21 protein-coding genes are annotated in these 24874 nt (G+C 59.2%); all 21 read left to right on the top strand.

Annotation, left to right across the window (positions count from 1 at the left end):
• Positions 1-1464, top strand: coding sequence for a sugar transferase (locus RWT78_RS12720; protein ID WP_314675989.1), 1464 nt, complete (start codon positions 1-3; stop codon positions 1462-1464).
• Positions 1465-1560: 96 nt separating this feature from the next.
• Complete coding sequence (locus RWT78_RS12725) at positions 1561-2736, top strand: glycosyltransferase (protein ID WP_082661466.1); 1176 nt, start codon at positions 1561-1563, stop codon at positions 2734-2736.
• Positions 2737-2951: 215 nt separating this feature from the next.
• Positions 2952-3290, top strand: a complete 339-nt coding sequence (locus RWT78_RS12730; protein WP_024487404.1) for a DapH/DapD/GlmU-related protein — start codon at positions 2952-2954, stop codon at positions 3288-3290.
• A 26-nt stretch (positions 3291-3316) separates the two neighbouring features.
• Positions 3317-4597, top strand: coding sequence for a glycosyltransferase (locus RWT78_RS12735; RefSeq protein ID WP_164490553.1), 1281 nt, complete (start codon positions 3317-3319; stop codon positions 4595-4597).
• Positions 4594-5133, top strand: coding sequence for a DapH/DapD/GlmU-related protein (locus tag RWT78_RS12740; protein ID WP_064443236.1), 540 nt, complete (start codon positions 4594-4596; stop codon positions 5131-5133). The genes RWT78_RS12735 and RWT78_RS12740 overlap by 4 nt, the downstream gene beginning before the upstream one ends.
• Before the next feature lie 70 nt (positions 5134-5203).
• Positions 5204-6415, top strand: a complete 1212-nt coding sequence (locus RWT78_RS12745) for an oligosaccharide flippase family protein (RefSeq protein WP_314675994.1) — start codon at positions 5204-5206, stop codon at positions 6413-6415.
• Positions 6416-6422: 7 nt separating this feature from the next.
• Entirely contained in the window at positions 6423-7472 is a 1050-nt protein-coding gene (locus RWT78_RS12750; protein WP_314675996.1) for a polysaccharide pyruvyl transferase family protein, read from the top strand.
• 100 nt (positions 7473-7572) lie between these two features.
• Positions 7573-8604: a GDP-mannose 4,6-dehydratase gene (gene gmd, locus RWT78_RS12755; RefSeq protein WP_181991934.1), complete on the top strand. Its 1032-nt coding sequence runs from the start codon at positions 7573-7575 to the stop codon at positions 8602-8604.
• Entirely contained in the window at positions 8601-9569 is a 969-nt protein-coding gene (locus RWT78_RS12760) for a GDP-L-fucose synthase (RefSeq protein WP_003943641.1), read from the top strand. Before gmd (RWT78_RS12755) ends, RWT78_RS12760 begins: the two co-directional genes overlap by 4 nt.
• 52 nt (positions 9570-9621) lie before the next feature.
• A complete protein-coding gene (locus tag RWT78_RS12765) occupies positions 9622-10947 on the top strand; it encodes a UDP-glucose/GDP-mannose dehydrogenase family protein (protein WP_314675998.1) in 1326 nt (441 codons plus the stop codon).
• Between the two features lie 656 nt (positions 10948-11603).
• Positions 11604-13049 (top strand): polysaccharide biosynthesis tyrosine autokinase, encoded by a 1446-nt coding sequence (locus RWT78_RS12770; RefSeq protein WP_314675999.1) that lies wholly within the window; start codon positions 11604-11606, stop codon positions 13047-13049.
• 417 nt (positions 13050-13466) lie between these two features.
• A complete protein-coding gene (locus tag RWT78_RS12775; RefSeq protein WP_232508989.1) occupies positions 13467-13769 on the top strand; it encodes a GNAT family N-acetyltransferase in 303 nt (100 codons plus the stop codon).
• Between the two features lie 875 nt (positions 13770-14644).
• Positions 14645-16168: a sugar transferase gene (locus RWT78_RS12780; protein WP_003943660.1), complete on the top strand. Its 1524-nt coding sequence runs from the start codon at positions 14645-14647 to the stop codon at positions 16166-16168.
• Entirely contained in the window at positions 16155-17480 is a 1326-nt protein-coding gene (locus RWT78_RS12785) for an O-antigen ligase family protein (protein WP_314676001.1), read from the top strand. The genes RWT78_RS12780 and RWT78_RS12785 overlap by 14 nt, the downstream gene beginning before the upstream one ends.
• Before the next feature lies 1 nt (position 17481).
• Positions 17482-18693 (top strand): glycosyltransferase family 4 protein, encoded by a 1212-nt coding sequence (locus RWT78_RS12790; protein WP_054825804.1) that lies wholly within the window; start codon positions 17482-17484, stop codon positions 18691-18693.
• Positions 18690-19901 carry a hypothetical protein gene (locus RWT78_RS12795; RefSeq protein ID WP_054825805.1) on the top strand — a complete coding sequence of 404 codons (1212 nt, stop codon included), beginning with the start codon at positions 18690-18692 and terminating at the stop codon, positions 19899-19901. The genes RWT78_RS12790 and RWT78_RS12795 overlap by 4 nt, the downstream gene beginning before the upstream one ends.
• Complete coding sequence (locus tag RWT78_RS12800; RefSeq protein WP_314676002.1) at positions 19898-20794, top strand: glycosyltransferase; 897 nt, start codon at positions 19898-19900, stop codon at positions 20792-20794. Before RWT78_RS12795 ends, RWT78_RS12800 begins: the two co-directional genes overlap by 4 nt.
• Complete coding sequence (locus RWT78_RS12805; RefSeq protein ID WP_314676003.1) at positions 20791-21957, top strand: glycosyltransferase family 4 protein; 1167 nt, start codon at positions 20791-20793, stop codon at positions 21955-21957. The genes RWT78_RS12800 and RWT78_RS12805 overlap by 4 nt, the downstream gene beginning before the upstream one ends.
• A gap of 5 nt (positions 21958-21962) precedes the next feature.
• Entirely contained in the window at positions 21963-22757 is a 795-nt protein-coding gene (locus tag RWT78_RS12810) for a WecB/TagA/CpsF family glycosyltransferase (protein WP_054831299.1), read from the top strand.
• 97 nt (positions 22758-22854) lie between these two features.
• A complete protein-coding gene (gene gmd / locus RWT78_RS12815; RefSeq protein WP_003943655.1) occupies positions 22855-23886 on the top strand; it encodes a GDP-mannose 4,6-dehydratase in 1032 nt (343 codons plus the stop codon).
• A complete protein-coding gene (locus tag RWT78_RS12820; RefSeq protein ID WP_037131034.1) occupies positions 23883-24851 on the top strand; it encodes a GDP-L-fucose synthase in 969 nt (322 codons plus the stop codon). The genes gmd (RWT78_RS12815) and RWT78_RS12820 overlap by 4 nt, the downstream gene beginning before the upstream one ends.
• Positions 24852-24874 lie beyond the last annotated feature (23 nt).

The following is a 24874-nucleotide window of genomic DNA, read 5'->3' on the forward strand; positions in this document are numbered from 1 at the left end:
GTGCCCGACCTCCGCCGCGGATCGACTTCTCGGAGGGAATGGGAAACGGCGTACCGCAGAAGGCTGTTCCTGGGCGATTCGGTGATCATCGTGGCGACGGTTTTCCTGGCTCAATGGCTGCGATTCGGTGGAGACAGCCGCGCAGTGAGCCCCGGAATCCTCGGGCAACTCAGCTACACCGGTGTGTCAATTGCATTGGCGGCGATGTGGTTATCGTCGTTGGGGATCTTTCGCACACGCTCGATTCGTGTGATCGGCAGCGGACCCGAAGAGTACAGGCGAATCTTCGTCGCGACAGTTCGCCTCTTCGGACTCATTGCGATTGTCAGCTTGCTGTTGCAGTTGGACATCGCGCGGCTCTATCTGGCCTTCGCATTTCCTGTCGGTCTGACCGCGCTGATGGCGAGCCGCTGGATCTGGCGAAAGGTGATTGCGAGGAAGCGCTCGCGCGGCGATTTCCAGACGTCCGTCTTAGTCGTGGGAAGCCCGGTTGCAGTCAAGAAAATGGCCCAAACCTTCGAACGAGCTCCCGGTGACGGGTACCGGGTCGTGGGCGTCTGCCAACCCAGTCAACTAGGTCGTCGCGACAGAGTCATCGTGGTCGACGGCAACGAAATACCGGTCCTCGGGGACGAGCACGATGTGACCGACGCACTCGACTTGGTCGGAGCCGATGCGGTGGCGGTTACGGCGACGGAACACCTCGGCTACGACGGTATGCGGAAACTGGCCTGGGATCTGGAGTGTAAGGACGTCGATCTTGTTGTGGCACCGGGAATCCTGGATGTTTCCGGTCCGCGACTGTCGATGCGGCCGGTGGCGGGCCTTCCACTGATTCACGTCGAACGTCCGCGATACCACGGTGCTCAACGGTTCGCCAAGACAGCCTTCGACGTCGTTTTCGCATCTGTAATTCTCATTTTGATCAGTCCCGTTTTGATCGTGACGGCGTTGGCAGTCAAGTTCACCAGTCGGGGTCCTGTGCTCTATCGGTCGGAGCGAATGGGATTGGACGGGGTTCCCTTTCCGATGCTGAAGTTCCGATCGATGGTTCAGAACGCAGATACGCAGGTCGACAGCCTGCTGTCGGATAACGAGGGCGCCGGTGTCCTGTTCAAGATGCGTGACGATCCTCGGGTTACCAAGGTGGGGCGCGTCATTCGAAAGTTTTCGATTGACGAGTTGCCTCAGTTCGTCAATGTGCTCCGGCGCGAGATGAGCGTAGTTGGTCCGAGACCGCCGTTGAGGCGTGAGGTAGAGGCATACGACGGGGCCGTGAAAAGGCGACTGCTGGTCAAACCGGGTATCACCGGTTTGTGGCAGGTGAGCGGGCGCTCGGATCTTTCGTGGGAAGAAACCGTTCGGCTGGATCTGTCCTATGTCGACAACTGGTCGATGGTCGGGGACGTGATGATCGTCGTGAAGACGCTCAAAGCCGTAATGGCTAGTGACGGCGCATACTGATCCGTTCAGTTAGTCAGTCTTTCGTATTCGTATCGCGAATCCGATTCGCCATTTCCGGCGAACCCTGCCTGGGATCCGAAGTAAGGGAACTGCGCAATGCACACTGGCCAATCGGTGGTGCTCGATGAGAACTTTGGGGGAGCAGGCTCGATGTCATCAAAAAAATACTCGATGTATTTGGCGGTGATTCCAACGTATCGGAATCCGTGCATCGAGGTGTTGCGTGAGATGGAGGAAGGAAATCTCGATATTCTGGCTTCGGACTACGGGTTGGATTCCACGGTACGAACTGGCATCGACACGGATTTCTACGACCGCGTTCGACGGATCGGAATCTTCGGTGACAAGGTTCTTCTTCAGGTGGGTTCTTGGAAAAATCCGCTTTCAGCGTCCGTGACTATCCTGGATTTGAACCCCCGTAGTCTCACATCGTGGAGTATTTTGGTCCTTCGACGAATAGCGCGTCGCCGTACTCTTCTTTGGGGCCATTTGCATCCCAGGCAAGGTTCTTCGTCGAAGACGGCTTTCCTTCGGAGAACGATGCGCCGCTTGTCTCAGGGGACCATTCTTTACGGGTACGCCAGTGTGGTCCCAGCCAAGCTCGAGGTTCCAGGCCAACCAGTTTGGGTTGCACCCAATTCTTTGTACAAACGCGCTGACATCAACGCTGGTAACACCGGTGAATCGCGTAAATCAATTGTCTATGTCGGCCGATTGGTTGCCGAGAAGAACGTCGATCAATTGGTTCCGGCTTTCCACCAATCAGGCCTCGTCGACGAGGGTGCCGTGTTGGAAATCGTGGGTTTCGGCAATGCGGTGGAAACGATAGAACGGCAAATTCTCGATTTAGGTCTGGAAGAGTCCGTTGTGGTACACGGACGCATTGAAAGTCCGATCGAACTTGCTGAAATCTACGCACGCTCAATCATGTCGATCTCTCCCGGATACGTCGGGTTGAGTGTCACTCAGAGTTTGGGATTCGGAGTCCCGATGCTGTACCCCGAGGACGCCCCGCACGCCCCCGAGATCGAACTTGCTGCTGTCGGTCCTATGCAGAGTTACTCACCGACGACCGAGGAGTCGCTGGCTGCGGCGCTGCGAGACTACTTCTTGCATCTTGTCTCCAATCCCGTTCCAGCGGAGAAAGTTTCAGCGAAGGTAGGGGATCTCTATTCCGCCGAAACCATGGCATCGGGGATCTCTGCTGCGTTGCGAGGTCAGGTCGTCGAATTCGACAATGAGGGATGGCCCAAGGAGATGGTCGTACGATGAGCAACCGATCACGCCTACCGTCAGGTGTCAGGCGAGCCCTTCGCGGAATAATGAATGGACTCGCAATATCGAACGGGAATGTTTCAGTAGGGCGCGACTTCAACGCCGGCCGTGGAGCCATCATCAGTGCGCCTCACCGGCTGAATATCGGCGATAATGTCAGCGTCGGACCCCGAACCGTTATTCAGGTAGACGGCTCCATCGGATCCCACGTCATGATCGGAATGAACGTCTACATCGTGGGGCGCGAAGACCACGCGATCGACGAGGTGGGTATTCCGATGCTCGCGTCGACGTGGGTGGGGGACCGTCAGCCTGGTGCACGCGATTCTGTCGAAATTGGAACAGACGTATGGATAGGCGCCTGTTCGGTGATATTGAGCGGTGTGAAGATCGGTGACGGTGCGGTTATCGGAGCCGGTTCGGTCGTGACGAACGACGTCGAGAGTTTCTCGGTGAATGTCGGAGTTCCGGCACGGAAAGTCGCCGAACGATTCGAGAGTGACACGCAGAGAAGTGCACACCTGCAAGCTGTGCACGGACTGCCGTCCTGAGTTAGCTGAAAAGGGAAATGAGCACGATGGATAATCAGGGAAATAAAATCCTGATCGTGGGAATCAACTATTCTCCTGAGCCAACCGGTATCGCTCCGTACACGGAGGGTTTGGCAAATGCGATAGCGGATGCCGGTGCTGACGTCAGGGTAGTGACAGGGTATCCGCACTATCCATTCTGGCGAAAGATGGATGGCTTCTCAGGTCTGTCTTCCGTAGAGCAGTCAGAAAATCTGACGGTTCAAAGACTTCGTCATTACATCCCCCGGAATCCCAGCTTCCTGCGAAGAATTCTGATGGAGGCAAGTTTCGCTTTGAGGGCGACCTGGGCGACTCTTTTCCATCGAGCAGACCTCATACTGTGTTTAAGTCCTACACTTTTGTCCTCGGCGGCATTTGTCATCAGGACCAGGCTCCTTCGATCGCGCACACCCGTGGTGCTGTGGGTGCAGGACTTCTACGGACTGGGCGCGTCCGAGACCGGTCAGCTGAGCGGAGGCCTGTCGTCTCTCGTCGATCGAGCCGAATCCTGGATCTTGCGAAAGTCCGATCACGTCGTCGTGATCCACCCGCGGTTCGCGAAGCATGCGCAGGACAACCTCGGAGTCGACTCGAGCAGCGTCACAGTCATCAGGAACTGGACCCACCTGGATCTCTCCCAGTCTGCCTGCACCCGAGAAGATTCGCGAAAGCGATTGGGCTGGGGGCCGGAACAGAAGATAGTTCTGCATGCCGGCAATATGGGTGCAAAGCAAGGGCTCGAGAACGTGGTGAACGCCGCGCATTTACTTGGGCCGCGCCAGTCCGACATCAAATTCGTGCTGATGGGGGATGGGAATCAGCGGGCCCATCTCGAAGAGCTGTCCGAGGGATGCACCGGGATCGAATTCATGGATCCTGTTGGCGGCGAGGACTTCACCGATGTGCTGCGAGCAGCGGACGCATTACTTCTCAACGAGTTGGCCGATCTTCGCAGTATGGCCGTTCCGAGCAAACTTACATCGTATTTCGCTTCAGGGGTACCTGTCGTCGCGGCTACATCTTCGGACAGTGCCTCCGGCGAGGAGATCGCCCTGTCCGGGGCGGGAGTACGTGTTGACGCCGGAAATCCGGAAGCATTGGTACGTGAAATAGAGATGCTGGTTTCCGACCCCGTCCGTGCCGCTCAACTCGCGCGAAACGGGGGGGAGTACGTGCACGAAACCTTGTCTCCCGGCTCTGCCACCACCGCGTTCGGTGACCTCTTCGACGGACTCATCAATCGAGACAGTTTGCCGACTCGACCGACGCAAGCCCGAGCGCGATGACACACCCGCAGCTCTCCCTCGGCGAATTCACCGGGGCAGGATACGACAAGGGACGTCCGGCATCAGTGCAGGTCGCCTGGCTCGCGGTGGCACCACTGTTCCGGGCCTGGTTCGTGCCGGCACGCATACGAGTTGCCATTCTCAGACTGTTCGGCGCTGAGATCGGTGATGGAGTCCTGATTCGGCACGGCGTGAAGATCCATTGGCCGTGGAAACTGTCGATCGGTGATAACACTTGGGTGGGTGAGGGAGCATGGATCCTCAATCTCGAACCGGTGAGTATCGGGTCGAACAGTTGTGTCTCGCAGGACGTCTTTCTGTGCGCGGGCAGTCACAGCAGACAGTCACGGACTTTCGAGTTCGACAACGGACCGATCGTCATCGGCAACGGAGTGTGGATTGCGGCCAGGTCCACAATTCTCCGCGGCACGTCGGTCGGTGACCACTCGGTTATCGGCGCAAATTGCCTTGTTACATCCGATGTTCCGGCGAGTTCGATCGTCCGCGCCCCGGTTTCGTCGATCGGACGACCATGAAGGGCGCACGACCGCGCTGCGCCGGGGTTCCGCACTCGTTCGAGTGCCCGGGTGGTGGAACATGAAGGTGATGACGAACCCCTTGGTGGTTCAGTTCACGGGAATCGCCGGCGGACGTCTTGTCGGTGCGTTGATTCAGGCACTGAGTATGGTCCTACTCGCGCGTATCTCCGGTCCGTCCGGCTTTGGAATCTTCGCTGCGGCTTATGGTGTCGGACTGGTGCTTCAGACCATTCTGAACTTCGGGTTCACCCCATTTCTGGTTCGGATCCGTGCGTTGGGTGACCAGGAACCCCTCATCGCGTCGACCTTGGAGTTCTCGCGCCGCGCCAACCTGGCCGTCGGTGCATTGCTGGCATTTACCGCGGCGGTAGCCGCGGTCTTCGAGCCGAAGCTTTGGTTCGTAGTGCCGTTGACAGCTTGGGTTGTTCTGGACAATTACGTCGAGACGCTGCTCTCGCTACCACTCGCTGACGGGAATACCTGGCAGAACGCGGTGTCGTTGCTCCTCCGGCGAGCACTTGCTCTCGTTTTTGTTGCGGCCGCTTGGCTCGCAGGAGTCGACGCAGTGTTCTGGTATTCCGTGGGCCTCGCGTTCTCTTCGATGATCGCTGTCTTCGTGGCCATTCGGCTCGGACCGGCGATCACTCGTGTCAGATCGAGACGCTCGTACAAGTCGATCATTGGCAAGTCTTCGCACTTCTGGTTGAATTCCGTTGCTACTCAGACGCGCAACTTCGACGTACTGCTGGTTGGACTTGTCACGTCGCCGGCCGTCTCCGGAATCTACGGCGTGACGAGTCGTATCACCACACCGTTGCGGCTGATTCCCACATCGTTTGCGGCAGTTCTCATGCCTGCGGCGGCGCGCTCGACGACCGGGCGAATCACCCAGGGCATTCTGCGACCCGCGATGTACGTATGCATCGCAAGCGCGGTGATCTTCGGTGTGATCGCAGCTGCCATACCTGTACTCGTTCCACCGATTTTGGGCGATGTGTACGTAGACGCGGTACCGGTAATGCAGGTCGTCTGCTTCAGTTTGATCTTCGCAGCGATCTCGTCCCAATTGAATGCGATCCTGCAAGGTACGGGCAGAGTTGAAATCGTCTCCTACATAACGGTTGTGAGCACCTTGATCTGCCTCGTCGGAATCGTGCTGGCTGCCCCCCGTTACGGGGCGCTCGGAGCGGGGTGGTCGCTCTCGCTCAGCTATGTACTTCAAACCGCATTGCTGACCTGTGTCGTTGTCGTTGCAATGAGGAGGGATCCCCATGCGTAGGTTCTTCATGAGTATCGCAGCAGCTCAGGGCAATCTGGGTGACATCGAGATACGCCGAACAGCAGTCGACTACATGCGTGAACTGGGATTCAAACCCGTTGTATTTTCGGGCAGTATGAGCGCGGAGTACGTCGATGCCTTCGATTGGGAACCGACCGACGAGGTCATGGATTCGGGTATCAGCTTCTGGCGAGCGATTTTGTCCGATACGATGCGCCGAAAGCGGGCAGTGATCGTGATGGCACCTGGGCCGGCGGTTCTGGGGGCATCAGCAGCAAGCGTCGTCAAGCACTCGTTGTTGGTGACAGTCTTTGCGGTGCTTCGCATGTTCGGTACACGAGTCCTCGTTTTGGGCCGGTCGATCGAGGTGCGAAGCCCAATGGCGGCAGTACCCGAGAAGATCCTCGTCGGCGTAGCCGACGTCTACGCGGCACGTGACAAAAGGACGTGTGAGTACCTGCGAGGTAAGAGTCGGTTCTATCCCGATCTCGCGTTCCGGGCCGGCGTATCCGACGGAGCGAAGTCTGCAGGCAGAGAATCTGCGAGCCGAGAAATAGCCTTGCTTTCACTTCGGCATGACCGACCGGTGAACTACGCGACCCTTCGGTCGATCCAAAGTCAGTTCTCGGCAAATGGTTTGGATTTGATGGCCTGTTGCCAGGTTGTCGAGGACGACAGCCACAACCGCGAAGTTGCTGCGACGCTGGGTATTCCCTACATGGGATGGGACGATGACACGACCCATCGGCAACAGGAGTTCGCTGTCCGTGCCCTGTACGAGCGCGCCGCCGTAACCGTCAGTGACCGCCTCCATGTTTTGATCCTGAGCGCTCGAGGCGGATCGATACCGGTGATGTCGGGTAGTAGTTCGGTACCGAAGCTGAGGGATTCGCTGGAACCGGTACTCGCACCGCAGGCCTCCTGGATGGACGATGCGACGGGTGGCAGCTTGAATCTAGGGCACGACGAATCTACCCGAATCTCTCGCGGAATGGATTCCGCTGCCGCGGAACTGGAGGATCTGAGATCGCGGATCAAGGAGGCAGTAATGCCGTGAGGGTTTCTCAGTTCTGGTTGTGGGTTCGCTGCTCCCACACAACACAATTCGGCCGATGACTACTCGCAGACAAGTATCTGCTTCGAGGACGGAGTTTCAAGTGAAACGTGCACTGATTACCGGAATTACAGGCCAAGACGGTTCATACCTGGCCGAGCTGTTGTTGAGCAAGGGATACGAGGTCCACGGACTTATTCGTAGATCGTCCACGTTCAATACGGCTCGAATCGATCACATGTATGTGGATCCCCACACGCCGGATGCAAAACTGTTCCTTCATTACGGAGATCTCAGCGACGGGGCGCGTTTGGTCACTCTTCTCGCACAGATACGCCCGGACGAGGTCTACAACCTCGCAGCGCAGTCACATGTACGGGTAAGTTTCGACGAGCCCGAACATACCGGAGACACGACGGGAATCGGGTCGATCAGGTTGCTCGAAGCAGTCCGGATGGCTGGTCTCGAATGCAGGTTCTACCAGGCGTCCAGTTCCGAGATGTTCGGTGCGACACCGCCTCCGCAGGACGAGCAGACTCCCTTCTATCCGCGATCGCCGTACGGTGCGGCGAAGGTGTACTCGTACTGGATCACCAAGAACTACCGCGAGGCGTACGGGATCTTTGCCGTGAACGGAATTCTGTTCAACCACGAATCTCCGCGGCGAGGCGAAACATTCGTAACTCGCAAGATCACGCGAGCGGTGGCGCGGATCAAGGCCGGCCTGGAAAACGATTTGTACATGGGTAATCTCGATGCAATCCGCGACTGGGGCTACGCGCCGGAGTACGTGGAGGGAATGTGGAGGATGCTTCAGGCCGACGAGCCGGACGATTACGTGCTCGCGACAGGCGGTAACTACTCGGTCAAGGATTTCCTGACGGTGGCCTTCGAGCACGCCGGTCTGAACTGGGAAGATCATGTGCGCTTCGACGAGCGCTATCTGCGGCCGACGGAAGTAGATGCGTTGATCGGAGATGCAGGTAAGGCGGAGCAGAAGCTCGGCTGGAAGGCGACTGTACATACCCCCGAGCTGGCTCGAATCATGGTCGATGCGGACATCGAGGCTCTGAAGTGTGAGGGCAAGCCCTGGATCGACCGCCCGAACCTGGTGGATTGGGAGCATGCTCGATGACGGGGGAGTACGCGCAGAAGTCCCTCGATCGGAACGATGCGGTGTACGTCGCGGGCCATCGTGGACTCGTGGGTTCAGCGATCTGGCGTCGTTTGGAGGCCGACGGTTTCAATCGCCTTGTCGGTCGCACGTCCGCCGAACTCGATCTTCGCGACCGCGGTGCCGTGTTCGAGTTCTTCGCCGCCGAGAGGCCGAAGAACGTGGTCCTCGCGGCAGCCAAGGTGGGCGGGATACTGGCGAACAGCACACTGCCGGTGGACTTCATCTCCGACAACCTTCGCATCCAGGTGAACGTGATGGACGCGGCGGCCGAGTTCGACGTAGATCGCCTGCTGTTCCTCGGATCATCCTGCATCTACCCGAAATTCGCTCCTCAACCGATTCGCGAAGAATATTTGCTGACCGGTCATTTGGAACCGACGAACGATGCATATGCCATCGCCAAGATCGCGGGAATCCTGCAGGTACAGGCTGTTCGAAAGCAGTTCGGGCGTCCGTGGATCTCCGCGATGCCGACCAATCTCTACGGCCCGGGTGACAACTTCTCTGCCAAGGGCTCTCATGTGCTGCCAGCCCTCATCAGACGCTTCGACGACGCGCGCCGTGATGGAGCTGCTTCAGTCGTGAACTGGGGCACCGGGACGCCGAGGCGCGAGTTTCTCCACGTCGACGACATGGCGGATGCCTGCCTTCATTTGCTCGACCACTATGACGGAGCAGAACACGTCAATGTTGGTACAGGCGAGGACCAGAGCATCGCGGAGATCTCTGCGATCGTGGCGGACGAGATCGGGTTCGACGGCGAGATCGAGTGGGATCATTCGAAACCTGACGGGACGCCGCGGAAGTTGCTTGACATCGGGAAGCTTCGAGATTTGGGGTGGCAGCCCAAGATTGATCTTCGTGCGGGGATCGCATCGACCGTGGAGTGGTATCGACAGAACGTCGATTCGATCAGGACATGAAGTACTACAGCATTATTCGACGTAAACTCGACTTCGACAGGCAGACATCGTTATGACTTCTCGTATTGCGGTATTCGGCACAGGCTACCTCGGGGCGACACACGCAGCTTGCATGGCCGAGTTGGGTCACGAGGTTCTCGGGGTGGATGTTGATCCGAACAAGCTCGCTATGCTCGAAGCTGGGGAGGTTCCTTTCTACGAACCGGGACTCGAGGAAGTACTGCGCCGCAACATAGCCGCGGGACGTCTTCGATTCACGGCTTCCTACGAGGAGGCCGCAGAGTTCGCCGACATCCACTTCCTCGGCGTCGGTACGCCGCAGAAGAAGGGGGAGTTCGCGGCCGACATGCGTTTTGTCGATTCGGTGATCGAGACACTCGCACCCCTCTTGACCAGGCCGACCGTAATCTTCGGGAAATCAACTGTGCCAGTCGGTACAGCAGAGCGATTGGGTGCGCGGGCACGGGAACTGGCGCCTGCCGGACAAGACGTGGAGGTGGCGTGGAACCCGGAATTTCTCCGGGAAGGCTACGCGGTGAAAGACACGCTTCACCCGGACCGGCTTGTGCTCGGGGTCGACCGCAATCGACCCGGACGTGCGGAATCGATTGCGCGTGAAGTGTACGAGCAACTCTTGAACGAAGGTATTCCCTTTGTTGTGACCGACCTTGCGACTTCGGAGTTGGTCAAAGCATCAGCCAATGCATTTCTGGCAACGAAGATCTCGTTCATCAATGCGATCTCGGAGGTGTGCGAGGCTTCAGGTGCGGATGTGACCGTTCTTGCCGATGCCATCGGCCACGACGAGAGAATTGGTAGGCGATTCCTCAACGCCGGAATCGGTTTCGGTGGGGGCTGCTTACCGAAGGACATCCGTGCTTTCATGGCACGTGCTGGTGAGCTGGGAGCAGATCAAGCACTCACTTTCCTACGCGAAGTCGACAACATCAACATGCGTCGTCGTACTCGGATGGTCGAACTGGCTCGAGAAGCGTGTGGTTCTCTACTCGGAGCCAATGTGGCGGTTCTCGGTGCAGCCTTCAAGCCTGACTCCGACGACGTGCGCGACTCACCTGCGCTGAACGTTGCCGGGCAGATTCAGCTGCAAGGCGCTGCCGTCAATGTCTATGACCCGAAGGCGATGGGAAACTCGAAGGCGTTGTTCCCCACCCTCACTTACACTTCGAGCGCACTTGAAGCGTGTGCAGGCGCTGATGTCGTCTTGGTTCTGACCGAGTGGACCGAGTTTCGAAAGTTGTTGCCGTCGGACCTCGAACCTGTCGTCCGCAAGAAGGTCATCATCGACGGACGTAACTGTCTGGAACCGACCACCTGGCGCGACGCAGGGTGGACCTACCGAGGTCTCGGAAGGCCGTAAACCGGTGAAACCTTCACGGAGGGTGGGTGTTGTAGGCATCGAGGGGAAGGGGCCGTGTGCCCGGGACCAAAGTCCGTCAGCGAGCGAGCTGTGGCCGGGGGAGATGCTGGGATAGCCGCTCGTGCATCACAGGGTGAGGGGCATGATGCCTTGTTCGGTTGGTATGCATCAACTTCCGGCGGCAAGTTGCGTAGTTGGTCGTCGACGGACGTTGGTCCTACGGCCCGCTGTGGTATGTGACCCTTTCATGGTCGTCACGGTCGACTGACGATTTCTAGGAAGTTTCGAGGCTCCGTTGCGGTGGTGAAAAGACCAATGACGCAGTAGAGTTCAGCCTGGCTGCACGTTGTGTCTGCTCTGCGCGATGTGTGAGTGGGCCCGATGTCAGTGTCGCGGGTTTGTCAGTGTCGCGGGTTTGTCAGTGTCGCGTGTTCGCCACTTCCCGATCATGCATCGGCCAGGAAGTGAGATGTGTGAGATGCCGTGAAGGCCTCTCCCCCCTGGCTGTTTCGGCAAATACCTCGCGCTGTGACGCAGGGACACGCGATAGAAGATTGGCTGCCTCGTTCAGCCTGCATTGAGTGCAGCGGCTCGACAGCGGCTGTCGATTACTACTCGAAGACGTGATACGTGTTCGAGCCGAAGGAGATTCGACGATGGATGTACGGGACTACCTGAAGATTTTGCAGGCACGGTGGAAGATAGTCGCTGTCGTCACTGTGGTCGTGATCTTGGGCGCATTGGGCGCCTCGTTGATTGCCACGCCGATCTACCAGGCTTCCACGCGCCTGTTCGTGTCGACTTCTACCGGAACAACCGTGAACGAGGCTTACCAAGGTAACCAGCTCTCACAGCAGTTGGTCACTTCCTACGCCAAGCTCCTTACCGGCGAGACACTGGCACAGAGAACGATCGATTCAGTCGGGCCCGATCGACTCGGCGGGCTTTCCGCTGCGGAGATTTCGTCCAAGGTGACCGCCACATCGGCGCCGGATACAGTACTGCTCGATTTGAGCGTGAAAGATGCGTCGCCTGAACTGGCACGTGAAATCGCAAATGCGCTCTCGGACGAGTTTGTCGTGATGGTCAAAGATCTGGGTACGCCCGCAAATGGTGGCACAGCACCTGCGCGCGTCGTTGTCGAACAGCGAGCACAAACTCCCGCGGAACCGGTGTCGCCGAAGACTTCGCGGAACGTGGCGCTCGGTGCCGCGATCGGGCTTCTGCTGGGGATCGGGTTGGCTGTGGTGCGTGATCGCCTGGACAACACCGTCAAAGAGCGCAAGGTGGTCGAAGACATCGCCGGCGCGGCGATGGTGGGAACAATTCCGTTCGACAAGGAACGCGAAGTTCATCAAGCGATCAACTTCCACGAGGGCAACTCCGCAAGTGCCGAGGCGTACCGCGAGCTGCGAACCAATCTGCAGTTCCTGGCCGTGGATCGCCCACCGAGTGTCATCGTCGTTACGAGTTCTCTTCCCTCCGAGGGAAAGACCACGACTGCGGTGAACATCGCACTCGTGTTGGCCGAGGCAGGCAAGAAGGTGTGTCTCGTCGAAGGTGACCTCCGTAAGCCTCGCGTTTCGAAGTACCTCGGACTTATCGGAAGCGTCGGTCTGAGCTCGGTCCTGGCCGGGCAAGCAGATCTCGACGACGTACTTCAAGTCACGAGCAATGCTGACCTGACGGTTCTTGCCTCAGGTCCGATTCCCCCGAACCCGAGCGAACTGCTGGGGACTGACACTGCCCATGCGGTCTTTACCGATCTCCGCAGAAGGTTCGACTACGTCATCATCGACGCCTCGCCGTTGCTTCCGGTTACGGATGCTGCAGTTCTTTCAGCGCTGGCGGACGGTGCGCTAGTGATTGCTCGTCACGGCACGACGAAGAGGGAACAGCTGAGCAGGGCGGTCGGCAATCTCCACAGTGTGGGCGCGACGATTCTCGGTACTGTCATCACGATGACCCCGCTGAACGGTCGTGGTGTCTACGAGTACAAGTACTACTACGATTCCGATCCGGTTGTCGCTGACGTGGCCGTGGAAGGTTCCGTGGACAGCAATCCAGTCGGCGAACGAAAGGTCACGTCGACAGTCATCTGACCTGGTCGCACTTTAAAATCCCGACGCCTCATAGGGCCCTCGAGCAATGCTCGGGGGCCCTTCTCTGTGTGGTGAATCGGACGCAATCTCCAGTCGGGTCCTCTGAGTCTGCGACGCGCACTGCCGGAATGCAGGTTCATCGGCCGTCGCAGTAATCGGGTAGGCACGGGCATGCGGGATGTGACGCTGCGGTCTGAGCTGTCCCTGCTTGACCGGTGCCTCTATGACTGTCGATCTGGTTGCGACCGACGAGGCCTTGTGGGCGTCTTGGTTGGAATCGCGTAGCGAGTGTGGCGGACCGCAGGCGGACCAGCCCGATTCGGCCTCGAGAGTTTCGCAACGCCTAGATGTCGATCTGGCATCCCTCGATGGATTTGGACAGCGGGTGCGGGGGTTGTCGGCCAGCTGCGACTCAGCATGAACGAGTTCTTGGCCGACGTCGGTGGTCATATCGGCCACGGGGTCCGTCGGTCGGAGGGCCGGAAAGGGATAGCGTCGACTGCTCTGGGTGAGGTGCTCGCGTATGTCGGCGACCCGGTGGGGCTCAGTCGTGTCCTGGTTACCTGCGACGAAAGGAACCCGGTTTCGCGTAAGGCAATCGAAGCGTGCGGGGGTTTACTCGAGAGCGTGCGCCCAGCTGATCAGTTGTCCCGCAATGTCGGTTGTTCGAGAGACACGCTCCGCTACTGGGTGCGAACGAGCGTGTCGAGCGTCCGTTGACCCTACACGGCCACACACGTTTGCCATGGCCATAGCCATAGCCATCGGTAGCGGTCGCCCCGCTTTGCAGCCGAGCGGCTGCGCAACTCGCATTTCCCTAATTGGGCTGTGCTGCAAGTATTTCAGGACCTCACAGGCGATCGCTGGCGGTCCACACTCCTCCTTTTGCATGTCTGAATTCTCGGTGTCGCCCGATCGTAGGTTCGCGCAATGCCGGCCAGGAGTAGGTAAGACGCCCAGAGGCGAAGTGTCGAACAATCGTCCAGGGCTGAGTCGACGCTGAGCGCATCAAAGTATGGATTGCAGAGTGTTTACCAACCGCGTGCTGGTTTTCGTCCAAACGCGGAGCCCAAATGGGCTAGGCGATGAAAACTATAGGTACGCAATGGTAATGGTGAGCAATGTTCACTCCTTCTTGTCGGAGGGTGAATAACTGACGTCAATGCTGGCGTCGGGAAGAACTTCGGAAAGCGCTATTGCCACGCTGTCCGGAATGTGGCAAACTCCTCACTGGTACTGACCAGCTAGCCGAAGAGTTGCCAAGATGTGAGTCCTGGCAATATCGAGGCCGGCGACGTCAGCGGGCGAGGAGAAATCGCCGATCGTCCTGTGTTTGGGTTGTTAGTGGACTCTGCTTCAATCACGGGGTGTGAGCTGCGGCAATGCCGCAATAATCGACAGTTGGGCCGAGGCCTGACAATAGTCGCCGGGTTAACTGCAAGGCGCACGTAATGCGACCATTCGCACTGAACGCAGCAATGCGGAGCAGTTGCTTCGCTGTCGAAGTTTCGGGAATCGGCAAGGCGGTCCGATGGACCTCGGCCGGTGAACATCTTCAGGCCGAATTCTGTGCATGGGGAAAGGTTTCTGAACATATGACGGTTCTCGAGATGGCCGCGCCCACGAAAGAGCGGCCACAACAACACCGACGAGTAACGCCGGAGAGGGCCGGTGGAGTTTCCGCACGCAGGAAATGGCAATCTGCGTATCTTCGTCGTCTGGCGATCACCGACACGATCATCGTTGCGGCAGTTGTGTTTCTGGCTCAATGGTGGCGATTCGGTAGCGACGCGGATGTCGTCGACGGTGAAGCATTCGGCCATTTCAGCTACACCGCACTGTCTTTCGCCCTGATTATCGGCTGGTTTGCCGTACTGAGGGTATTTCGGACCAGATCTCCTCGCGTGATCGGAAGCGGCCCTGAGGAGTACCGATTGATCGCTGTCGGAACGCTCCGCCTGTTCGGACTGATTGCGATCGCCAGCCTTCTCCTTCACCTGGAGATCGCGCGCCTGTACCTTGCCGTGGCGTTTCCGATGGGATTGACCGCCTTGATCGCGAGTCGTTGGATCTGGCGACGGGTGATTGCTCGTGAGCGAGCCCGAGGTGAATTTCGAACTGCCGTACTTGTGGTCGGTGTGCGAGGGGCGGTTGTCGATCTTGCACGCAACCTCGAGCGCGACGATGCCCATGGATACCGAGTTGTCGGAGTCTGCGTACCCGGCTACGGAGGAGACGTGGGCGAAGTTGTCACAGTGAACGGTCGGGACATTCCGGTGCTCGGAGACGAGCACAGTGTCACGAACGCAATCGAACAGGTCGGTGCCGACACGGTGGCAGTGACGGCGTCGGAGCGGTTCGGACCGGAAAGGCTGCGCACGTTGGCCTGGGATCTCGAGCGCGATCATGTGGACCTTGTTGTTGCACCAGGGATTCTGGATGTGTCCGGGCCGAGGCTCTCGATGCGCCCGGTCGCTGGATTTCCGCTGATCCATGTCGAGCGTCCGCGCTATCACGGCGCGCAGAAGTTCACGAAGACGACCTTCGACATCGTCTTCTCAACCGTGGTACTCGCCGTGATCAGTCCGGTGCTACTGGCGGCTGCGATCGCCGTCAAGCTCACGAGCAAGGGGCCGGTTCTGTACAAGTCCGAGCGGATGGGGTTGGACGGTCAGCCGTTCCCCATGCTCAAGTTCCGCTCGATGGTCCAGAATGCGGATTCACAGGTCACGGCGCTGATGAAGGAGAACGAAGGCGCCGGAGTGCTTTTCAAGATGCGAGACGATCCGCGTGTGACGACGGTCGGTCGATTCATGCGCCGATACTCGATCGACGAGTTGCCCCAGTTCGTCAATGTCCTCCGGCGTGAGATGAGCGTTGTAGGCCCGCGGCCACCGCTTCGGCGCGAGGTCGAGATGTACGACGGTGCGGTCAGTCGTCGGCTACTGGTCAAGCCCGGTGTCACCGGCCTGTGGCAGGTCAGCGGACGTTCTGATCTTTCGTGGGAAGACACTGTCCGCCTGGATCTTTCCTACGTCGACAACTGGTCGATGATGGGTGACGTCATGATCGTCGCGAAGACGCTCAAGGCGGTGGTGGGAAGTGATGGCGCCTACTGACAAGAAGGCGGTACCGGCGCCTTGCGAAAATGAGGCACCGAACAATCCGCTGATCTTGCGAACGGCATTGGTGATCGCGGTCATCGGCGCGAGCGGAGCCTTTCAGGCGTACACGCAGAGGACAGCGCTCGGATCGTTGCTCGTACACGGTTCGGCCGTTCTTTCGGCGACACTTGCGTTGGTCTACTTCCTCGACCGGCGATACCCACGCAATACGACGTGGCCTGTCTTCACGCTTATGATCTCGGCCGGCGTCCCGGCAACCAGCTGGTACTGGTCGACACTGCCCCGGAACTCCGCCGTCGCCGGCATCGTCGTCGTGTGCCTGGCGATCACGGGAATCATCGTCGCCCGTGAGTTGACCTTCGCGGTGCGAGTGCGGACTGTTGCCCTCACCTTGCTGGTACTTCTCGTGCTGTCGCTGATGGTCGTGTTCCTCGATCCTTCGACTGGCATCGACGTGGACACCCGCGCCGTTGCTTATCGCGGAATCTTCACGCACAAGAACACTTTGGGACGAATGGCTGCCATCGAAGTTGTACTTGTCGGTGTCATGCTCATGCTTCCCGACGTCAAGCGTATTCCGTGGGTGGCGGCGCTGGCTGTCGCCGGCATCGTGTTGTTCGAGGCCCGGAGCCAGACCGGTCTCGTCGCTGCGGGGATTGCGCTGGCGACAATGCTTGCTCTGAGGTGCTTTCGACGGACACCGAACGCTCACCTCGCCTCGACTGTGATCATCGGCCTGTACCTCGGGGTGTCCGGCGCGATGAAGGTGCTCGGACCCGATGTCGCGGCGCTACTCTCGCGAGATGTCACGCTGACCGGCCGGTTACATCTCTGGACGGTATCCGACTACTACGCCGAACAGCGGCCTCTGCTCGGATGGGGCTTCGGCTCGGTGTGGGCGCCGGACAGTGCAGTGGGGCAGATGATTCGGTCAAAGCTGTCCTTTCCGGCGACCAGCGCACACAACGGAATGCTCGACATTCGGCTGCAGATCGGTTGGATCGGATTCCTGCTGCTGTTGGCCGGCTATTACCTGCTTCTGAGCACGGCGCTCGGGCGAGCCCGCAGCAGAACGGAGTACATCGCCGTCGTCGCGATCATGGTTCTCGTCTTCTCGATGGACTTGACGGAGTCGACGCTCTTCTTCGGCGCCATGTGGCTGATCGCATGGGTCTTCCTGGCGCCGTACGGACCCTCGACCCACCGCTCTCACAGTGCGGGCAACGCCGAGTTGTCGATCCGTGGGGTTCGTGCCGACAAGAACGACGCGTACAGGTTCGCTCCGGAGCGAAGAGGAGGTCACTGAGATGTACAAGTCGTTCGATGTAGCGCGTTCGAAGCCTGAAGTGAACCCGACGTCCGCCGGTGGATTCACGCCGCCGAAAGCCTTGATGTTCCATGCGATCTATCGGAATCCGGGTGGTGAGGAGCAGAGCTTCGCCAACGAATCCAAGCTCCTGAAATCGATCGGATACGAGACGGTTCAGTGCACCACCGAGAATTCCAAGATCTCCCGGGGACCGTGGGCGGCAGTCACCGCAGTGTTCAGTCCTCGCGTACTCGTCGATGCGTTGCGCATCATCCGTTCGGAGCGCCCCGACGTCATCTACGTGAACAATCTCTGGCCGGCGTTCTCGGCGTCGTTGCTCGTGGCCGCAAGAGCCGCCGCAATTCCTACGTTGCAGGCGGTTCGGAACTATCGCCTCGCCACACCGTCAGCCAAGTTGCGCGCAGATGGCACGTGCACCGAATGCGGTTCCACCAAATACTTCACGAGTTGTGTCCGCAACGGATGCTACGGAAACAGCCGACTGCAGAGCCTTGTCTGCTACCTGAGCGCTACGGCGGTCAAGCTGAGCGTCTTTGGGTGGAAGCAGCACAGGTTCGTCGCAACGAGCGCGATGACAGCACGTCTGGTCGAAGGACGACTGATCAGTTCTGGCCGCGTCGTGGTTCGTCCGAACTTCGGATTCGAAGAAAATGAACCCGAGTTTCGGAGCACTGATTCGGTTGTGTGCGTCAGCCGACTGACACCGGAGAAGGGCGTCCTGGATTTGGTGCGCAACTGGCCGCAGGGCGCTGGAAGTCCCTCGCTCACAGTTCTCGGTGACGGACCGCAGTACGGCGAGATCTCCAGCATAAGCGCAGCTCTCGACAACGTCACGCTGGCCGGATTCACTTCGCACGAAGATGTGATCGAGATACTTCGCGACAGTGCGGCGTCCGTGGTGCCGTCTCAATGGGCAGAACCGTTCGGACGCGTTGCGATCGAATCGATGTCGGTTGGCACCCCGGTCATCTACGCAACCAACGGTGCACTCGCGGACATCGTCGGACCGGGCGGAACGCCTCTCCATACCTTGGAAGAGTCGTCGATACGCGAGGCCCTCGATCGAATCTTCGGAGCGGACGATCGATCGGCGATACGCAGATCCGCTTATCGTCACTACTCGAATCGCTTCACATCGCGCAAAGCGGCGACGTCGATGCGTGAGCTCATCGACGAGGTGAGATCGTGAACGATCGCACTCGGCATGTGACATTCATGGCCGATCAAGGGCTTTCGAGCGTCCTCACTTTTGTCGTTCTCACCTCGGTGGCACGACTCGGTGGTCCGATCGAAGTCGGCCAGGTAGCCGTGATTCAATCGGCGGGTCTGTTGGCACTGGCACTGGGGAGAGCGATCGGCGTCGACGTCTGGCTGTCGCGAGGGGCGGGGTCCGACGAGCGTGGACCGGCGTTGGCGCCCACGATCGTGCTGGCGGCGGTATCGGTGACATCGGTGTGGGCACTGTTCGTGATCGCCGGCTCGGACTCGATGAATCTCACGGTATACGCCTTGGCTGCAGCTGGTTTCGTGGTGTTGGACGTGATACGCACGATGCTGATGCACGACGGTGCGAGTTGGATCTCTGTGTCGATACAGATCGTGACACTCTCGTTCGTCCTTATTGCAGCTTTCCTGGTCGAGAATCTGACACTTGCACTCGTGACCTATACGGTCGGTGTCTTCGTCGCGCTCGCTCTCGGTCACGCATCCATGCGTCTGGTACCGCCGGTACCGTCGATCAGGTACTCGCGCACTCACCGATATAGATCCGTGCCGTTTGCGATCGAGATATTGATGGGATCAGCTGCGCAGCAGGCGATGTTCTTGATACTCACTGTGGTGGCGTCGATCTCGATGATCGGTGAGATCAGAACTGCCCAGACACTGCTCGGTCCGCTGTCCTTGATGTTCGCGGGCATCTCGCCAATTCTGATGCGTAAGTTCGGCAGTGGTGTCGAAGCGATGAGCCCGAGCGAGTGCATGGCACTCGGCCGCCGAGTGGGCTTGCAGATCTTCTGGGTTTCGATCATCTGCGTTTCGCTGATCTGTCTCACGCTCGAGATTCGATTCTCGGGAGTGCGATTGATGGATCATCTGGTCGGGTCGCACTTTCCGAACTTGATACCGGTCATTCTGCTGTGCGGGTTGGCGGTGGCGTTCAACGGGATTCTGCTGGGAGTCGGCACGTCGATCCGCGTCGTGGACAAGACGGGAAACCTCAACAGATTTCGCGCCTTGCTGTTACCTCTGCAGTTTCTGATCGTCCTCGGGGCGGGACTGACCGACAGCGCCGTACCCGTCGCAGGAGCATTGGCCGCGTCGGCGTGCGTCAGCGCGAGCGTCGCACTTCTGGTTTCGATGAACCGTGACGCCCGACCGAAAGTTGATCTCTCATGAAGAATCCCAGCGGCGTCGTAGTGGCGATTCTGACCTTCCGTCGTGAATCGGAACTGGCTGTCTGCATCGACAGCGTCCGGGCATCGATCCAGGCTTCCGGTGCCTCCGCCCAGGTCGTAGTAGGCGACAACGATCCGGAATCCACCACGCCGACGTATGTTGCCGACGGGATCGAACGACTGCATCTCGGATTCGGCGGGGTATCTCCGGCGCGACGTGCGCTCGTCGATCTCGCCCGTGCACGAGATCGTCGTTACATCGTCTTCGTCGACGACGACGAGTACGTCGATGTCGACTGGCTGTCGAATCTCCTCACCTGCGCAGCAGATTTCGACGCAGGTGCTGTGGCCGGTCCTGTGATTCCGGTGGGTCTGCCTGCCTCGGAACTTCCATTGCACACTCGCGTTCGCCATTCGACCGGCACCCCGGTTGCGTCTGCAGGCGCTGGAAATCTGTTGTTGGACCTGAAGGCTTTGAACGGCTTGAACTTCAGTGACGACTGGGATCTACCTGGCGGCGAGGACACCGAGTTCACGCTCAGGATGAGCGCCGGCGGTGTCCGGTTGTTGTGGTGCGACGAGGCGCTTGCGTACGAACCCGTAGGCGAGGATCGGCGTCGGGATTCCTGGCTCTTCGCCCGGTATGTCAACAACGGACGAATCCTCGCGGTCTGTCAGGGACAGCTCGAGCTGCCACTGTTGGCGGCTCAGAGTGCCAAACGCGCTCTGCTCCTACTCGCGTCGGCGACGTTGATCCCCGTTGCCTTGATCAGTCCACGGATCAAGCGCGTGGTTCTCGACAACGGTGCACGCAACATCGGTTGGTTCTCAGAGCGATTCAGCCGCAGCGATTCTCGGACGCCGCGCGCACAGAGGCTGGTGGTAGCGCGATGACACGGTTGTTGATGACGGCATACGCCTGCGATCCGAATCAGGGGAGTGAATCCGGTGCGGGTTGGGCGCTTCTCTCGGCGGCTTCCGAACTGTGTGAGTCGATCACGGTGGTGACTCGCTCCGGTGAGGCTCCCGCATTGGAATCAGAGTGTGAACAGCTCGGTTGCGAGGTTCGTGTCGTGCGAATAGCGACTTTGCCCGCGGAAGAAGCCGGATCGTACGGTCGATACCTCCGATGGCTCTGGCACACTTCACTGTTCGTTCGGCGTGAAGCGGCAAACTTCGACGTCCTGCATCATGCAACGTTCGCCTCCGACTGGTTGCCCCCACCGGTGCTGTTCGGTGGAGCCGGCGGAGTACGACTGGTATGGGGGCCTGCCGGGGGCAACACCTACCCGCCGATGCCGCTCGCCAGGCGCATCGGTATGCGGTACCTGGCAACCACGGCAGTTCGGACCTGCTCCACGAAAGCCGTTCGGTCACTGACACACATCTTCATGTCCGGACGAGTCGACACTTTCATCGCGATGAACTCCGACAGCGGACGAGGCGCACCGCGGGCACGCAATGTCGTCGTCCAACCCAATTGTGTTCTGGACTACGACGGAATCGAGAAGCAAGCGGTACCCAGACCGAAACGAAGACTCTTGTTCGTAGGAAGACTGTTGCAATACAAAGGAATCGACCTGATTCTGGATGCGCTCGAGCAGCTGGGCACCGATTGGTCCATGACCTTTGTCGGGGAGGGACCCGCCCGCGGGCGGATCGAGAAGTCGCTTCCGTATCGGCGCGGTCAGGTCACGCTTCGCGGATGGCGCGACAGATCGGAAGTGGTAAGCGAGATGGGGGCCTCCTCCGCTCTGCTCTTCCCGAGCATGCACGATTCGGGCGGCTGGGTGGCGGCCGAAGCGGCTGCGGTGGGCCTGCCGGTGGTCTGTTTGGATCTCGGCGGTGTGCCGACACTGGCAGGTAGGAACGCCGTGACGATCCAGGTTGCTCCGGCGTCGACTCTCTCCTCTCGTATCGCTCGATCGATTGTCGAGACAGAGCTTTCTCTCTTTGAACCGCAGCGTGATTGGACTCGATCTCGGTTGACATCAGTCTTGTCACGCAGCTACGGCCAGTGCAATGAACGTCGACAAACGAACTCGAAGAAGTGGTGAGACAGATGAGCAGTCCGTTCGAGGTCATCGAGGTGGGTGGCATTCCGTTTGCCGCGACCAATCTCGAGGGAGCTACCGATTGGGTAGTCAACGACAGACGAGAGGGAGCCGGAACCGGAGTCTCCGTGAGGTTGTCGAATTCCTACTGCGTGTCGGCGGCGCACAGTGATCGCGACTACTCCGCGGTTTTGAAGGGTCCCGGTGTGAACTTCGCAGACGGAACCCCGGTCAGCTGGGTGATGCGCCTGATCGGCGGCACCGCCGATCACGTCGGTGTTCGACCAGTCCGGGGTCCGTCGTTCTTCGAGGCCACCCTGGACAAGGGACGCCGCTACAGCCTTCGTCACCATTTTGTCGGCACGACAGAAGAGACGTTGAATCTCTTGACGGATCGAGTCGAGGAGTTATACCCGGGAATCAAGGTGGCCGGCACATATGCCCCGCCGTTTGCCGCGTTCAGCGAGGAGTTCGTCGACGACATCATCACGAAGGTCGATCCGACGTCACCGGACATCGTGTGGGTCGGTCTGGGTGCGCCGAAGCAGGACTTTGTCACGAAGGCGATAGCGGATCGAACCGACTACGTGGCCGTCGGTGTCGGCGCGGCCTTCGACTTCTTGGCCGGAACTGTTTCGGAGGCGCCATCTTTCGTCCAGAACTCGGGTTTCGAGTGGTTGTATCGACTTGTATCCGAACCCAAACGTCTGTGGCGGCGCTACCTGTTCGGTAACTCGACATTCGTACGGCTGGCATCACGTGACATACGAAAAGTCTTCGGCCGTTTGGGGGGACGCGCATGAGCGAGATCAAGACTGCCGAGCGATTCGGAGGACTACGGACCACAACCGTGGTTTCGCAACTATCAGGCGGGCTGTCCCGCAACGGAAGGAACGCAGGATGAAACGCGCACTGATTACCGGAATCACGGGGCAGGACGGCTCTTACCTTGCCGAGTTGCTGCTCTCCAAAGGCTACGAGGTTCACGGACTGATCCGTCGATCCTCGACGTTCAACACTTCGAGGATAAACCACATCTACGTTGACCCGCACGATGCGGATGCCCGACTTTTTCTTCACTACGGTGACCTCAGTGACGGAGCGCGCCTGGTGACACTACTCGCGCAGATCAATCCGGACGAGGTGTACAACCTCGCTGCGCAGTCTCACGTCAGGGTCAGCTTCGACGAACCCGAACACACCGGGAACACCACTGGCGTCGGGTCGATCCGACTACTCGAAGCGGTTCGGATGGCCGGACTCGACTGCCGGTTCTACCAGGCGTCGAGTTCCGAGATGTTCGGTGCCACACCGCCACCGCAGAACGAGGAGACACCGTTCTACCCACGTTCGCCCTACGGTGCGGCGAAGGTGTACTCGTACTGGATCACCAAGAACTATCGTGAGGCATACGGGATCTTCGCTGTGAACGGAATTCTGTTCAATCACGAGTCCCCTAGGCGTGGTGAGACATTCGTGACGCGGAAGATCACGCGCGCGGTCGCACGCATCCAGGCAGGTATCGAGGATCATCTGTACATGGGCAATCTCGATGCGATTCGCGACTGGGGATATGCGCCGGAGTACGTGGAGGGAATGTGGCGCATGCTGCAGGTCGACGAGCCTGAGGATTTTGTGCTCGCCACCGGTGGCAACTACTCGGTGCGCGACTTCCTGACCGTCGCGTTCGAACATGCAGGTCTGAACTGGGAAAACCACGTTCGATTCGACGAACGGTATCTTCGGCCGACCGAGGTGGACGCACTGATCGGGGATCCGAGTCATGCCGAGCGCAAACTCGGTTGGAAGGCCGGCGTGCACACACCCGAACTGGCCCGGATCATGGTCGAGGCAGACATCGAAGCGCTCGAACACGAAGGGCGGCCGTGGATCGACACTCCGGCACTTCCCGACTGGTCGGCGACGCGATGAGTGATTCATTCGCAGCGCGACCACTCGATCGAGGCGCACCGTTCTACGTGGCCGGCCACCGAGGTCTGGTCGGCTCTTCGGTGTGGCGACACCTGGAATCTGCGGGCTTCACCAGGTTGCTCGGAAAGACCTCGGCCGAACTCGATCTACGTGACCGGGAAGCTGCTTTCGATTTCTTCGCCCGCGAAAAGCCGACCAACGTGATCCTCGCAGCAGCAAAAGTTGGTGGGATTGCGGCGAACAGCACTTTCCTCGTCGACTTCCTGTCGGAGAATCTGCGCATCCAGGTGAACGTGCTCGACGCTGCCCTCGCACACGGCGTCGAGCGTCTCCTGTTCCTCGGATCATCTTGCATCTACCCGAAATTGGCACCGCAACCGATCAAGGAGGAATACCTGCTCACCGGGCATCTCGAGCCGACCAACGACGCCTATGCAATAGCAAAGATCGCGGGAATACTCCATGTTCAAGCTGCCAGGCGGCAGTATGGTCGCCCCTGGATCTCAGCTATGCCCACCAACCTGTACGGCCCGGGAGACAATTTTTCGCCGCACGGATCGCACGTACTTCCCGCACTCGTTCGGCGTTACGACGAGGCGCAGTCGTCGGCAGTCCAGTCGGTTGTCAACTGGGGGAGTGGCAATCCGCGACGTGAATTCCTGCATGTCGACGACTTGGCGTCGGCGTGTCTGCATCTGCTCGACAACTACGACGGTGCATCGCATGTCAACGTCGGAACCGGCGAGGACCACACAATTCGTGAGATCGCTTCGATAGTCGCCACGGAGGTCGGATACACCGGAGAGACGCGGTGGGACACCTCGAAGCCGGACGGAACGATGCAGAAACTGCTGGACGTGAGCATGATTCGAGAACTCGGATGGCGGCCGACAATCGGATTGCGCGAAGGAATCGCGTCGACGATCTCGTGGTACCGCGACAACATCGGTGCCGTACGTACCTGAATCGCTTTTCCCATCAACACACT

This window comes from uncultured Rhodococcus sp., assembly GCF_963525155.1.
Classification (GTDB): domain Bacteria; phylum Actinomycetota; class Actinomycetes; order Mycobacteriales; family Mycobacteriaceae; genus Rhodococcus_F; species Rhodococcus_F qingshengii.

Bases quoted from the DNA above. Each gene is read 5' to 3' on its own strand.
- RWT78_RS12725 (WP_082661466.1), top strand. From the start codon at position 1,561: ATGCACACTGGCCAATCGGTGGTGCTCGATGAGAACTTTGGGGGAGCA.
- RWT78_RS12730 (WP_024487404.1), top strand. From the start codon at position 2,952: ATGATCGGAATGAACGTCTACATCGTGGGGCGCGAAGACCACGCGATC.
- RWT78_RS12735 (WP_164490553.1), top strand. From the start codon at position 3,317: ATGGATAATCAGGGAAATAAAATCCTGATCGTGGGAATCAACTATTCT.
- RWT78_RS12740 (WP_064443236.1), top strand. From the start codon at position 4,594: ATGACACACCCGCAGCTCTCCCTCGGCGAATTCACCGGGGCAGGATAC.
- RWT78_RS12745 (WP_314675994.1), top strand. From the start codon at position 5,204: ATGACGAACCCCTTGGTGGTTCAGTTCACGGGAATCGCCGGCGGACGT.
- RWT78_RS12750 (WP_314675996.1), top strand. From the start codon at position 6,423: ATGAGTATCGCAGCAGCTCAGGGCAATCTGGGTGACATCGAGATACGC.
- RWT78_RS12760 (WP_003943641.1), top strand. From the start codon at position 8,601: ATGACGGGGGAGTACGCGCAGAAGTCCCTCGATCGGAACGATGCGGTG.
- RWT78_RS12765 (WP_314675998.1), top strand. From the start codon at position 9,622: ATGACTTCTCGTATTGCGGTATTCGGCACAGGCTACCTCGGGGCGACA.
- RWT78_RS12770 (WP_314675999.1), top strand. From the start codon at position 11,604: ATGGATGTACGGGACTACCTGAAGATTTTGCAGGCACGGTGGAAGATA.
- RWT78_RS12775 (WP_232508989.1), top strand. From the start codon at position 13,467: ATGAACGAGTTCTTGGCCGACGTCGGTGGTCATATCGGCCACGGGGTC.
- RWT78_RS12780 (WP_003943660.1), top strand. From the start codon at position 14,645: ATGACGGTTCTCGAGATGGCCGCGCCCACGAAAGAGCGGCCACAACAA.
- RWT78_RS12785 (WP_314676001.1), top strand. From the start codon at position 16,155: ATGGCGCCTACTGACAAGAAGGCGGTACCGGCGCCTTGCGAAAATGAG.
- RWT78_RS12790 (WP_054825804.1), top strand. From the start codon at position 17,482: ATGTACAAGTCGTTCGATGTAGCGCGTTCGAAGCCTGAAGTGAACCCG.
- RWT78_RS12800 (WP_314676002.1), top strand. From the start codon at position 19,898: ATGAAGAATCCCAGCGGCGTCGTAGTGGCGATTCTGACCTTCCGTCGT.
- RWT78_RS12805 (WP_314676003.1), top strand. From the start codon at position 20,791: ATGACACGGTTGTTGATGACGGCATACGCCTGCGATCCGAATCAGGGG.
- RWT78_RS12810 (WP_054831299.1), top strand. From the start codon at position 21,963: ATGAGCAGTCCGTTCGAGGTCATCGAGGTGGGTGGCATTCCGTTTGCC.
- gmd (WP_003943655.1), top strand. From the start codon at position 22,855: ATGAAACGCGCACTGATTACCGGAATCACGGGGCAGGACGGCTCTTAC.
- RWT78_RS12820 (WP_037131034.1), top strand. From the start codon at position 23,883: ATGAGTGATTCATTCGCAGCGCGACCACTCGATCGAGGCGCACCGTTC.